This is a genomic window from Streptomyces corynorhini, assembly GCF_003346515.1.
In the GTDB taxonomy this organism is placed as follows: Bacteria; Actinomycetota; Actinomycetes; order Streptomycetales; family Streptomycetaceae; genus Streptomyces; species Streptomyces corynorhini.
Window position 1 is genome coordinate 1 of record NZ_QQNA01000187.1, and the last position, 12,672, is coordinate 12,672.

10 protein-coding genes and 1 pseudogene are annotated in these 12,672 nt (G+C 72.1%); 5 read left to right on the top strand and 6 right to left on the bottom strand.

What is annotated here, in order from left to right:
* Window positions 1–213: pseudogene (locus DVH02_RS22575) on the bottom strand (ATP-binding protein); the annotation flags it as partial.
* Window positions 214–284: 71 nt separating this feature from the next.
* Window positions 285–563: a hypothetical protein gene (locus tag DVH02_RS36330; protein ID WP_233518385.1), complete on the bottom strand. Its 279-nt coding sequence runs from the start codon at window positions 561–563 to the stop codon at window positions 285–287.
* Between DVH02_RS36330 and DVH02_RS22580 the strand changes: the two genes are divergently transcribed.
* Window positions 562–2,001: a bifunctional metallophosphatase/5'-nucleotidase gene (locus tag DVH02_RS22580; RefSeq protein ID WP_233518386.1), complete on the top strand. Its 1,440-nt coding sequence runs from the start codon at window positions 562–564 to the stop codon at window positions 1,999–2,001. The genes DVH02_RS36330 and DVH02_RS22580 overlap by 2 nt on opposite strands.
* A 93-nt stretch (window positions 2,002–2,094) precedes the next feature.
* Here DVH02_RS22580 and DVH02_RS22585 read toward each other — a convergent pair whose 3' ends face one another.
* Together DVH02_RS22585 and DVH02_RS22590 are read right to left on the bottom strand one after the other, a co-directional pair.
* Window positions 2,095–2,289 carry a DUF1918 domain-containing protein gene (locus DVH02_RS22585; RefSeq protein ID WP_114625649.1) on the bottom strand — a complete coding sequence of 65 codons (195 nt, stop codon included), beginning with the start codon at window positions 2,287–2,289 and terminating at the stop codon, window positions 2,095–2,097.
* 61 nt (window positions 2,290–2,350) lie between these two features.
* The gene (locus tag DVH02_RS22590) at window positions 2,351–3,880 is read right to left on the bottom strand and encodes an FAD-dependent monooxygenase (protein ID WP_114625650.1); all 1,530 of its coding nucleotides are present in this window, start codon (window positions 3,878–3,880) and stop codon (window positions 2,351–2,353) included.
* A gap of 38 nt (window positions 3,881–3,918) precedes the next feature.
* Here DVH02_RS22590 and DVH02_RS22595 point away from each other — a divergent pair, with 38 nt between their 5' ends.
* The 3 genes from DVH02_RS22595 (at window position 3,919) to DVH02_RS22605 (ending at window position 8,646) form a co-directional block, all read left to right on the top strand.
* Window positions 3,919–4,707 (top strand): TetR/AcrR family transcriptional regulator C-terminal domain-containing protein, encoded by a 789-nt coding sequence (locus DVH02_RS22595; protein WP_114625651.1) that lies wholly within the window; start codon window positions 3,919–3,921, stop codon window positions 4,705–4,707.
* An 88-nt stretch (window positions 4,708–4,795) separates the two neighbouring features.
* A complete protein-coding gene (locus tag DVH02_RS22600; RefSeq protein ID WP_233518387.1) occupies window positions 4,796–6,292 on the top strand; it encodes a glycosyltransferase family 29 protein in 1,497 nt (498 codons plus the stop codon).
* Window positions 6,289–8,646 carry a glycosyltransferase gene (locus DVH02_RS22605; protein WP_114625652.1) on the top strand — a complete coding sequence of 786 codons (2,358 nt, stop codon included), beginning with the start codon at window positions 6,289–6,291 and terminating at the stop codon, window positions 8,644–8,646. Before DVH02_RS22600 ends, DVH02_RS22605 begins: the two co-directional genes overlap by 4 nt.
* A gap of 87 nt (window positions 8,647–8,733) precedes the next feature.
* On the opposite strand, the gene DVH02_RS22610 is transcribed toward DVH02_RS22605, so the two are convergent.
* Window positions 8,734–10,104 carry a polysialyltransferase family glycosyltransferase gene (locus DVH02_RS22610; RefSeq protein ID WP_114625653.1) on the bottom strand — a complete coding sequence of 457 codons (1,371 nt, stop codon included), beginning with the start codon at window positions 10,102–10,104 and terminating at the stop codon, window positions 8,734–8,736.
* A complete protein-coding gene (locus DVH02_RS22615; protein WP_114625654.1) occupies window positions 10,104–11,084 on the bottom strand; it encodes a glycosyltransferase family 2 protein in 981 nt (326 codons plus the stop codon). Before DVH02_RS22615 ends, DVH02_RS22610 begins: the two co-directional genes overlap by 1 nt.
* A gap of 241 nt (window positions 11,085–11,325) precedes the next feature.
* Here DVH02_RS22615 and DVH02_RS22620 point away from each other — a divergent pair, with 241 nt between their 5' ends.
* The gene (locus DVH02_RS22620) at window positions 11,326–12,651 is read left to right on the top strand and encodes a DUF6716 putative glycosyltransferase (RefSeq protein WP_233518388.1); all 1,326 of its coding nucleotides are present in this window, start codon (window positions 11,326–11,328) and stop codon (window positions 12,649–12,651) included.
* Window positions 12,652–12,672: the final 21 nt, after the last annotated feature.

Genomic DNA, 12,672 nt, shown 5'->3' on the forward strand with positions numbered 1-12,672 from the left:
GTGGGCGAGGTCGCGGGCGATGGCGAGGCCGAGGCCGGTGCCGCCTTGGTCGCGGGAGCGGGCGTCGTCGAGTCGGACGAAGCGTTCGAAGATGCGTTCGGTTTCTTGGGTGGGTATGCCTGGTCCGTCGTCGTGGACGGTGAGGGTGACGTGGTCGTCGTGGGTGTGGATGGTGATCTGGATGCGGTGTGCGGCCCGGCGAGTTGGTGTGTCGTGGGCCACTTGGGTCATGGGTCCTCCCTAGGATCTCGTGCGTGACACATACCCGTTTACCTCGACTTCGTTCACGCGGCGCCCTGGCCGCAGGCGTCCTCGCCGCCACCACGGCCCTCCTGGGATTCCAGGCGGCGCCCACCCAGGCGCGCGCCCCCGAGCGGGTCCCCGTCCAACTCCTGGCCCTCAACGACCTGCACGGCAACCTCGAACCCGTGGACGGCGCGGCGGGCCGTATCACCCACCGGGGGACGGCTCTTCAGGCCGGTGGCGTGGCGCAGATGGCCACGCTGCTGGACGAGGCCCGCGCCGGGCAGACGAACACCCTGACCGTGGCGGGGGGGCGACATGATCGGCGGCAGTCCGCTGCTGTCCGCGATCTTCCACGACGAGCCGACGGTCGAGGCGTTGGAAGAACTCGGCGTCGTCGCCTCCTCCGTCGGCAACCACGAGTTCGACGAGGGCCCGCAGGAGTTGCGGCGCATCATCGAGGGCGGCTGCCACCCGCAGGACGGGTGCGCTCCTGACGCCCCGTACGCCGGGACCAAGTTCGCCTATCTCGGCGGCAACGTGACCGAGCGCGGCAGCGCCACCCCGCTCCTTCGGCCGTACAAGGTCGAGACCCTGCCCACCGGGCAGAAGATCGGCTTCATCGGGGTCGTGACCAAGAACGCGCCGACCGTCATCAACGCGTCCATGGTCCGGGAGCTGGAGTTCCACGACGAACTCCCGGCCATCGAGAAGTACTCGAAGGAGCTGACCAAGCAGGGCGTCAGGGCGCAGATCCTGCTGATCCACGAGGGCGAGACCGTCAACGGCACCGCGGGCGCCGACTGCGACGCGGGCGGGCCCGGCGCCAAGCTCAACGGGCGCATCAAGGAGATCTCCGAGAAGGCCCCGGCCGCCATCGGCCTGGTGGTCAGCGGTCACTCGCACGACTCGTACGAGTGCACGGTCCTGGACTCGGCCAAGAAGCGCCGCATGGTCACCCAGGCGGACTCCTTCGGCCGGTCCTTCACCGATCTGCGCTTCGACCTGAACGCCCGGGGCGAGATCCTGCGCAGTACGGTACGGGCCCAGCACCGCGCCGTCCCCGTCACCACCACCCAGCAGCCGGCCATGTCGAAGCTCGTCGGCACCTGGCGCGGCCGGTCCGAGGAGCAGGCCAACCGGGTCGTCGGCCATATCGCAGGTGATCTGCCGGGCCGCGGTTCCACCGACCCCGAGACCCCGCTCGGCAGCCTCATCACCGACGCCCAGGCCGCGGCGGGCCGCGGCTACGGCGCCGACTTCGCGCTGACCAATCCGGGCAGCATGCGGGCCGACATCATTTACCGGGACGGGGGCGTGGTCACGTACGCGGACGCCTACCGCGTCCAGCCCTTCGCCAACCCCCTGTGGGTGCTGCCCATCACCGGGCAGCAGCTCGTCACCGCGCTCAAGCAGCAGCTCAGCGGCGCCAACGAGGCGAGCCCGCGCTTCCTGCAACTGTCAAAGGAACTCAGCTACTCCGTCGACATGAGCAGGAGCGGCGCCGACCGGCTGCTCGTGGACACGATCCGGCTGAAGGGGCAGCCCCTCGACCCGGCGGCCACGTACAAGGTCACGGTCAACGACTTCCTCGCCAACGGCGGCAACGACTTCGACGTCTTCGGGGAGATCGCCACCCGCGAGGGCGGCGACATCACCGACCTCGACGCGCTCGTCACGTACCTGGAGGAGACCACCTCGGCGGGGAACCCGGCCCCGGTGCCGGCGCAGGGCCGGATCACCTTCGTCACGCCGTAACACCGTCACGCACCGACACGCCTCAACACCGGCAGCACGTCGTCCGTACGCAGGGGCCGGGAGCCGCGACGCGCGGCTCCCGGCCCCTGTCGGCTACTCCTTGTCCCGGTGCGGCCTGAGCACGCTGTCGGGACCCGGGGACATGATCGTCTCGTGGCCCTCCGCCGTCCGCACCCGGAACGGCGGCGTCCCCTCCGGGCCCAGCACCTCGACGATCTCCACCTCCCGGTCCTGTTCGCCGACCACCCGGCCGTGCGTGACGAGACGGTCGCCCTTGTTCGCCTTCATGTCCGGCTCCTCCATCGACTCTGATGCCAGTGACGGAGAGTGTACGGATGGAAGTGTGCTGTCACCTTCCGTGGTCGGTGGTGTCGGGTGAGCGGACTCCGACCGACCGCAGCCACTCCCGCAGGCCCGTCGCGTCGTCGCCCGCCCAGCCCACATAGCCGTCCGGCCGGATCAGGAAGAGGCCCTTGCCGTACGGGTCGTACGCCCCGGCCTCGCGCACCCGTACCGACTCCTCGTCCAGCGGCGGGATGTCGGCGTCCGTGGCCACCGCCAGCAGGGTGAAGTGCGGGCCGCGCAGGGCGTCGAAGATCGTGGTGCCGTCCGGGAGGGGGCCCTCGGGGGCGCGGTCGCCCGCCGTCAGGGCGCCGGCCGCGCCCGTGGACAGCGGGCCGTGCCGGTAGTTCAGTCCCAGCTGGCGGGTGGCCGCGCCCCGGCGGGCCTCGCCGCGGTGGATGCGGGTCGAGAGGCCGAGCATCTCCGCCGCGACGGGCCGCCGCTCCGCCTCGTACGAGTCGAGCAGCGCGGGAGCGGCGCCGTGCCGCAGCACCTGGCCGAGCTTCCAGCCCAGGTTGTACGCGTCCTGGATGCTCGTGTTCAGCCCCTGGCCGCCCGCGGGGGAGTGGACGTGGGCCGCGTCGCCCGCGAGGAAGATCCGGCCGTCGCGGAACCGGTCCGCGAGCGCCGCGCGCGGCCGGAAGTCCGAGGACCAGCGCACCTCGGTGACCTCGTCCGCCGTGAGGTGGGTGAGGGCCGCGAGGAGCGCCCGCACGCCCTCGGGAGTGGTGTCCGGCTCCGCTCCGTCCTTGAGCCGGGCCACCAGCTGGAAGTCCGGGGTCCCCGGCAGCGGGCACAGACTCGCGAACGAGCCGTCGTCGGCCGGGAAGATGTGCCAGTTCAGCCGGTCCAGCGCGGGGACGCGTACATCCGCTACCAGCATCGGCGCCGGGGCGACCGACTCGCCGGTCATGGCGATGCCGAGCAGCCGGCGCACCGTGCTGCGGCCCCCGTCGGCGGCCACGGCGTACCGCGCGCGGAACGCCGTGGCGCCGGAGCCCGCCGTGGCGCCCGCCGCCGCCGCGCCGGTGTCCGGGCCCGCGCCCGCGCCGGTGTCCGCGCCCGTCGTCAGCTCCGCCGTCACGCCGTCGGGGTCCTGCGCGAGGCCGCTGAGCGCCGTACCGAAGGTGACGCTCCCGCCCAGCTCCCGCAGCCGCGCGTACAGGATTTCCTGCATGCGCCACTGCGGCAGCAGCCAGGGGCCGGTGTACGGCTCGGCCACCGTCGGCTCCTGCTCGTCGAACATCCGGTGCTCGCCCTGCCGTACGCCGTCCTTCCAGATCATGCCGACCGGCGCCGGGCCGCCGTGCGCGTGGACCTCCCCGATGACGCCGAGATCGTCCAGCACCTCCTGGGTGCGCGGCTGGACGCCCTTGCCGCGCGAGCCGGGGAAGAGCCCGTCCGCCCGCTCCACCACCTGTACGGAGACCCCGCGCCGGAGCAGATCGCAGGCGAGCGCCAGACCGGTCGGGCCCGCGCCCACGATCAGGACGTCGGAGTGCTGCCGGAGCCTTTCCTTAACGTCGTTAAGTTGCATGGTTTCGAGCCTGCACTTATCGCTGTTAAGTTGTCAAGGTGACCACCACACGACTGGACCGCGGGCTGGTTGCCCGCACCGCACTCGACGTACTGAACGAGGTCGGTCTCGACGGGCTGTCCCTGCGCGCCATCGCCGGCCGCCTGGACGTCAAGGCGCCCGCCCTCTACTGGCACTTCAAGGACAAGCAGGCGCTGCTCGACGAGATGGCGACCGAGATCCTCCGGCGCGTGACGGCCGCGGCGCCCGCCCCCGACCCCGACTGGCGGGTCGGGCTCGCGCACAGCATGCGCGCGCTCCGCGCCGAGCTGCTGCGCTACCGCGACGGCGCCAAGGTCTACAGCGGCACGCACTTCACGGACACCGCCTACGGCGCCTCCATGGACGCCTACCTGCGCACCTTCACCGACGCCGGGTTCACCACGCGCGCCGCCGCCCGCGCCTGGTTCACCGCGTACAGCTACACCATCGGGTACGTCACCGAGGAGCAGGCGATGGGGCCCGACCCCGCCGATCACCCGGCGAACCTCCCGGTCGATCTCCCGGCTGATCCCCGGTCCGATCCCGAGGCGGCGCGCTCCAGGGCGTATGACCTCGCCGCGCGCGCCGAACGGCTCGCGGCGTATCCCCTGGCGGCGGCGGCCGGGGAGGAGCTGTTCCGGGAACACGAGGCGGGCTTCGAGGTGGGGCTCGCCGCCGTCGTCGCCGGAATCGGGCACACGCTCGCTCCAGGTGCTCCCAGTGCTCCAGGTGCTCCCAGCGCTCCCGGTGCTCCCGGTGGTCCCGGTGTTCCTGGGTCTGGACCGGCGCGTTTGCCCGCCCGATGAATCGGGTTCACTTCCAGGCCGTCTGTCTTTACTAGCGTTTTGCCTCCCGCCCACCGTTCGCGGGGCAGACGCTTGGAGAAGCATGACAATGGGCCGCAAACGATGGCCGGCGCCGCTCAACGGGGACAGCCCGGCCACAGAACCCGCAGCCGGCGCACCGGAGATCCGGATCAGCCCCGCCGGACTCGACGCCTGCGTCCGCGCCTGCGCGGCACACAGCGGCAAGCTGGTCGGCAGCCTCGGCCGCCGGCGGATCGAGCTGGCCGAGAAGCTGCGCCAGCTGCTCGCCGTGCACGCCGTCACCGAGCCGCCCGCCGCGCCCGGCCGCACCGCCACCCTGCTGCGGCGTTCCACCGGCCCCCGGTCCGCCGTCGACGGCGAGCTGCTCGACGCGCTCCTCGCGGTCGGCAACAAGGCGCTGGAGTGCGGGTACGACGACGAGTTGCGGCTCGCCCTGCTCATCAGCGACACCGTGCTGACGCACCGCAAGGGCTCCCGCGCCGGCTGGCGGCTGCGCGCCAGGACGCTGGAGGCGCTCGGCGACGAGCCCGGCACGATCGACGCGTACGACCGCTACCTCGCGCTCACCGACGACGACGGGTTCGGCATCGCGGCGAAGAACACCGGACTGCGCGTCGGCCGCGAGCGCGTCGCGCAGCTGCTGGCGCTGCTGGAGCGCGAGACGCCCGGCGCCTCGATGTACGCGAGCGGACCCGCCACCGACGTCTGGGCCACCGGCCTCGCGCTGCACGACCTCGGCGACACCGAAGGCGCCGAACCCCGGCTGGTCGGCGCGCTGCTGGCGATGGACCGGGACTCCGGCACCGCGCTGCCCGACCTCCAGGAGGCCATCGGCCTCTACCTGGACCTGCGGATCGCGGCGAACTCCGGCGACGCCTCGCCCCTGCGCGAACTCGCCGGACTCTACGCCGAACAGCGCAGGAACCGGATGCGCGGCCCCGTCGCCGACCCGACGTTCGGCGGCGTCGAATGGCTCTCCCTCGGCGAGTTCCGCAACCAGATCGCCGGGAAGTCGATCTGCCTGATCGCCAACTCCCAGAGCGTCGGGCGCGGTGCGCTGGGCCCGGAGATCGACGCGTACGACCTGGTGGTCCGCTTCAACTCGTACCGTATCGACGCGCCCGCCACCGGCCGCCGCACCGACATCCACGCCTCCATCCACAAGCATGGCTTCAACTGGGACCAGCGCGTCACCACCCGGCTGGTCTTCGGCGGGATCTCCGGCGACTGGAAGTACTCCCTGCGCAACCGGCTGGTGCCCGGCGCGCAGCGGTACCTGGGGGACGAGTCGCTGCGCTGGCCGCTGCGGAACATCGGCCAGATCGGCGCGTCCGTCTGGCCGTCCATCCCCACCAGCGGCTTCAACATGCTGTGGCTGCTGGACTTCCTGGACGTCAGCCCGACCCTGGACCTGATCGGCTTCGACTTCTACGAGAGCGGCGCCTACCGCCTCCAGGAGGCGATGAAGATGCCCATCACCTCCGTGCACGAGTACACCAGCGAGAAGGCGTGGGTCATGGAACGCGCCCAGAGCGCGAGCGACACGAGGATATCCCTGCGATGACCGTAGACAGCCTTGCCCCGGAGACCGTACGGCCGCCCGCCGGAGCCTCGGCCCACGCCCTCACCGGCAAGCGGCGTATCGCCTTCGCCAGCTTCGTCGACGAGAACTACCTGCCCGGCTTCCTGGCGCTGCTGCGCAGCCTGGCCCTGTCCAACCCGAAGCTCTGCGAGGACTTCCTCGTCTTCCACGACGGCCTGCGGCCCGCCTCCGTGGCCCGGATCCGCGCCCTGCACCCGCGCGTCGAGCTGCGCCGTGTCGACGCGGCGCGCTACGACTCGTACGCCAAGGGCGACCAGGACAACTACCTGGTGCGCAAGGCGTACTTCATCCTCGACGTGTTCCGCGTCCGCGACTACGACACCGTGATCACCCTGGACACCGACATGGTGGTCCTCGGCGATCTGGGCGAGCTGCTGAAGCTGCGCGAGGGGCTCGCCGCCGTACCGCAGTTCTTCTACGGTCAGCACAAGCTCAACAGCGGACTCCTCGTCATCCAGCGCGACTACCTCACCGACGCGTTCTGCGCGCGGATCGACGCCACCGGCCGCTCCGGCGACTACGAGCTGGACAAGCACGACCAGGGCATCCTCAACGCGGTGCTCGACGGCGACTTCCACCAGCTCGACAGCCGCTTCAACTTCGTCAAGCGCAGGCTCTCCGGCGATCTGCCCGTTCCCGAGGACACGGCGATCCTGCACTTCACCGGACGGCACAAGCCTTGGCTCGGCGGGGAGGCGGGCTACGGGCAGGCCGAGGAGCGCTGGCGCGCGTACGAGATGTCCGACGCCGAGTTCCACGCCGCCTACGTGGCGCGGTCCGGGAGCGCCCACCACGATCTGCTGGTCCACTACGGCACCCCGCACGTCCGGCGCACCGGCGATGTGGACACCGCGCGCCGGGTCGCGCTCGCGCACATCGGCGCGGGCGAGTTCCAGGAGGCCGTGGAGCTGCTCGGCTCGGTCCGTATCCCGGTCGACTCGGCATGGCCGCACGAGGTGTACGGGCACGCGCTGATGAGCGTCTCCCGCTACGACGAGGCCGAGGCCCGGCTGCTGCTGGCCACCGCCGCCCCCAACCGGGCGGCCACCGCGCTCTCCCGGCTCGCGCAGATCGCCTGGATCCACGGCGACGACACCACCGCGCACGCCTACGCGATGGACGGGCTCGCCGTCGACCCCACCCACCGGGGCAACCGGCTGATGCGGCTGCGCACCCAGGGCGCCTCCGGCGGCGGCGTGCCGGGGCAGCGCGAGGGGTCGCCCGAGGAGCAACTCGCCCATGTGGCCTTCTACATGCCGCAGCAGGGCAACGCGGGTGACAAGCTGCTGCCCGAGTCCGTACGGCTGACCTTCGGCTCCGACACCGGGCCGCGCCGCTGGCACTCGGTCCACGCGCACCGGCTCTTCGACGACGCCGCGCTGGAGCGCGTCAACGCCCGGCGCGGGCTGGTCATCGGCGGCGGCGGACTGTTCATCCCGGACACCGCGCCCAACGGCAACAGCGCCTGGCAGTGGAACGTCCCGGACGAGAACCTCAACCGGATCGACGTGCCGGTCATGGTCTACGCCGTCGGCTTCAACGCCTTCGACGGCCAGTCCTACCGGCGCGAGCGCTTCGACTCCAGCCTGCGCCAACTCGTCGAGCGCGCCTCCTTCTTCGGGCTGCGCAACCACGGCTCGATCGAGAAGGTCCGGGCGCTGCTGCCCGCCTCGCTGCACGACAAGGTGCGCTTCCAGCCCTGCCCCACCACGGTCACCCGCCAGCTGGTCGAAGGCTGGCAGGACCCGGCGGAGCGCGAGGACACCGTCCTGATCAACGCCGCGTACGACCGGGCCGGGCTGCGCTTCGGCCACGACTACGCGCACTTCCTGGCCGAGATGGCGAAGGCGGTGCGCGGGATCGGCGAGCACGCCGAGGTGCGGTGCGTGGCGCACTCGCTGGACGACGAGAAGATCGCCTTCGACCTGCGGCGCGAGCACGGCATCTCGCTGCCGGTCATCCCGATGTACGACTTCGAGAACGACGCGATCAGGGAGACCTACGCGCGTACGAAGCTGGTCATCGGGATGCGCGGCCACGCGGGCATGATCCCGTTCGGCTGCGGAACGCCGATCATCAGCCTGATCTCGCACCCGAAGATGGCGTACTTCCTGTCCGACATCGAGCGCCCGGAGTGGGGCGTCTCCGTGCACGAGAAGGACCTCGGCGCGATCCTGGTCGAACGCGCGGCGGGACTGCTGGCCGACCACGCCGCCTCGGTCGCCGATGTGCACGGCCGGCAGCGGGAGCTGTGGAAGATCACCCAGGCGAACGCGGCCGACCTGCGGGTGATCCTGGGCACGCCCGCCCGCTGACGCGGCGGCACGGAGCCGTACCCGGCCGTACGGGAGAGGGGGCGGACCGCCATCGCGGTCCGCCCCCTCTCCCGTACGCGGACCCGGTCAGCCCGTCCCGGCCCGCAGCACCACCCGGCGCAGCGTGCGCGCCCGCCGCACCATCCGCCGCGCCGTCGCGTTGCGCGGGATGCCGGACAGCTGGCCAGGCATGCCGCCGGGCAGCCCCAGCGTGGTGAGGCGGCGCCGCTTGAAGTAGCGCCGCACCCGCTCGTCCGGGAGCGCGGCGAGATACCCCTCGGCGGCCGGCCGCAGCCCGGGGTGGAGCTGCGGCTGCATCGCGAAGCCCACCGCCGCCACCAGCTCCCCGATCCGGGCGTCCGGCTCGTGGGACGCCCCGCCCCGCTCTGACCCGTCCTCCAGCGGCGCCAGCAGCGCGTCCGTGATCGTCACCGGCACCCGGTTGCTGTTCTGGTACGGGGTGAGCCGCTCCAGCAGCAGCTCGGTCCCGGTGCGGCGCACCGGGATGCCGTAGAACGCCGACGCCGTGAACAGGGCCGTCGAGAAGCAGCCGATCACCACGGCCGGTGCCAGCCGCCGGTAGAGCACCTCGGCGAGCACCGGGGTGCCGAGGACGGTCAGTTCGGCGCCGAGCCGCTCCGCCTCCTCCTCCAGCCGGGCCCACAGGACGGCGGGCGCGGCCGGATGCGGCTTGAACACCAGCCGCTGGTGCCCGAGCGCGACCGCGCCGCGCACCATCCGCAGATGCAGCTCCTCCTCCTCGCGCTCGGTCAGGATGGAGAGCGCGGACAGGTACTGGCCCAGCAGCAGCGCCGGGGGTACGGGCGGAGCCGTGATCGCGATCCCGCTCGCGGAGTCGGTGAGCTGGTCCAGGACCCGGGTGAACGCCGCCGTGGGGATCAGCTCGGGCCGTACCCCGAACTCGGCGAGCAGCAGCGGTTCCAGACCCGGTACGAGATCGAGGTGCAGCACCCGGCGCACCCGCTCGCCGACCAGCGGATCGATCTTGGAGCGCGTGGGCCCGTAACTCATCAGCCCGTCCGCGTACACGTCGATCGGCGCGCCGGTCAGGATCTGCGCGATCGCCAGCGCCGGGTTGACCTGGATCGACTCGACGATCAGCTCGACACGCGCGTCGCCCAGCCGCCAGGCGAGCCGCAGATGGCGCTCCCACAGCGGAATGTCGTCGGGCCTGGGCGACCAGGAACCGGGGTGGTACGGCTCGATCGTCTCGTTCCACGACACCAGGTCGTCGAACCGGTCGCGCAGCCGCTCGAACCCCGGCATCCCGTCGACCGCCGGGGTCAGCTCCGGCGTCCCGGTGTTGTTGCAGACCACCAGCAGCCGCCGGTCTGCGGGGGCGAAGAGCCCGGCGTCGATCCCGGCTGCCAGGGTGGCGGCGCCGTACAGGGTGGAGACGCAGAAGATCTGCGTGCGCGGCGTACCGGAGGGCCCCATCACGCCGCCGCCCTTCCGGCGGACGGCATCCGCCGGCGCAGCCGTCGCAGTTGGTCCGAGCGGTCCAGGTCCATCGAGTCCAGCGCTTCCTTCAGGAGATCCTGGGGCAGCCGCTTCAGCGCGGTGGCGCTCATGGCGCGCAGCTGCCGGGCGACGGCCGGTTCGAACCGGTCCTTCGCGGCCAGGTGGTGGGCGATGATCGCGCAGTACGTACGTACCGCCTTCGGCAGCAGGAGGTCCGCCTCCGGGTCCTTCGACGTCTCCTCGATGATCTGGTCGAAGGCCCGGATGAAGTCCAGCTGGCGCACATCGCCGATCTGGGTGAGGGACGAGGCGACGCCGCGCCGGTAGAAGACCCCGAGCAGCCCGACGACGGCGAACGAGTGCGCCTCGCGGTGCAGCCGCCAGATCCACGGCCGGTCCTCGGCCGTCCGCAGCCCGTCCGTGAAGTGCACCAGCCCCCGGTCGACCAGCCGCCGGTGGTAGACGCCCGCCCAGGCGTAGGCGTAGTCGACGGAGGTGGAGCGCTGGGCGGGCAGGATCGCGGCCCGCGGGTCGAGCACCTCGTCGCGGCGGCCGACCGGGACGCGGTGGACCGTACGGGCCCTGGCCGTGAACTGGACATGGTCGGTACGGACGAAGTCGCAGCCCAGCCCCTCGGCCGCGGCGACCAGCCGCGCGTAGTACCCGGGGGCCGCCCAGTCGTCGCCGTCGAGGAACGTGACGTACTCACCGCGGGCCGCGTCCAGACCCGTGTTGCGGGCGGTGGCCAGACCGCCGTTGCTTTCGTGTCTCAGCAGGGACGCCCCCGGCAGATCGCGCACCGCCCGGTCGAGTATCTCCGGGGTGGAGTCGGTCGAACAGTCGTCGACCAGCAGGAATTCGAAGTCCTCGCGGCTGTTGGCGCGCAGACTTCTCAGGGTTTCGAGGGCATATGTCTGCACGTTGTAGAACGGCACGACAACAGAGAGCTTGACCACCCCGGCGACGTTAGGCGGCGGCCCGGCCCGCGGCCTGACATCCGGGCGCCTGCCAGGTGAACGAAGAGTGGCGGAACGATGAATCCGGGCGTTCTCCTTTTTCCGTCCGTCTCCTTCCGGCCCTCGCGGCGTCGCTTTTCATCCGCTTTCCGGGCCGTGAAGCCATTCGTAGACGTGTTGTTAACCCTTTATTGCTGTTGAGTTGGGCCGACAAACGGAATCGCTTCCTAACGTCCGTGTCGTGTCCTCACGTACCAGCCACGCTGTCCGGGTCGCCGTGCTCGCCGACTCCGACACCCGGTGGAAATGGGGCGCGCTGACCGCGCGCCGTATCGCCCCCGGTGGCCGTCCCACCGAGCTGAGCGGCTTCCTGCTGCGCGGCCGGGCCACGCCCACCGCCCGGCAGCTCGACGAGGTCGGCGCCTCGGCCGACGACGCGCCGCGGGAGGTGACCGGGGTCGCGTTCCTGCGGGAGCTGCGCGAGGAGTCGTACGACGTCGTCGTACTGGCCCTGGTCGGCGGCGCCGTCCAGGCCATGCTGCACGGAATCGCCGCGCTGGGCCTCACCCGCCGGCCCGCCGTCGTCACCGGCTACGTCGGCGTCGTCTACGAGAAGCTCTCGGACGGGCTGCTGCTGCGGCACGGCGCGGACCTGGTCCTCGCCAACTCCCGCCACGACGCGCAGCGCTTCCGCGCCGTGTACGAGGGCGTGGGCGCCGACGCCGGCTCGGTCACCGAGGCCGCGCTGCCCTTCCTCGGCGGCGAGCGCTACGTCCCCGAGACCGGCCGCGACACGCTCGTCTTCGCCGCCCAGCCGTCCGTGCCGGTGACCCGCGCCGACCGCGCCTACCTGCTGCGGCGCCTGGTCGAGCACGCCCGGCTGCACCCGCGCCGCGAGGTGCTGCTCAAGCTGCGCTCCAAGCCCGGCGAGCACACCACGCACGTCGAGGAGTTCCCCTACCAGCGCCTCGCCGAGAAGCTCCCCGGCGGCGCGCCGCCCAACTTCCGTCTCGTGTACGGGAACATGGGCGAGGTCCTGGACCGGACGGACCTGCTGGTCACCGTCTCCTCGACGGCGGCCCTCGAATCCCTGCACCGGTCCATCCCGACCGCGATCCTCACCGACTTCGGGATCCGCGAGCCGCTGGGCAACCACCACTTCATCGGCTCGGGCTGCCTGGCCTCCTGGGACCAGCTCGACGGCGGCGGGCGGCCGAGCGCCGACCCCGTCTGGGCCGACCGGCAGGGCGTGGCAGCCGACGGCTCGTACGCCGCCGCCTTCGACGAGGCCCGCGCCCGGCTGACGAAGCTGGTCGCCACCGGCGAACTCCCCGCGATCGCCCCGTACTACACGGCCACGACCGCGCCCGGCTACCTGCCCGGCCTGCTGGCCCGCTACCACCTGGCCGCGGACGGCACCCCGCTGCCGTCGTCCCGTACCGCCCAGGCCGAGACCGGCGGACTGCGCCGCGTGGTGCGCGAGGCCGTACGCGGCGCGGCGCGCGGCGCCTACCGGCACGGCGTGCAACGCGTCGCCCCCGTCATCCGCCGGATGGGCGAGCTGTGACCCGCCCGGGCACCGGCCGCG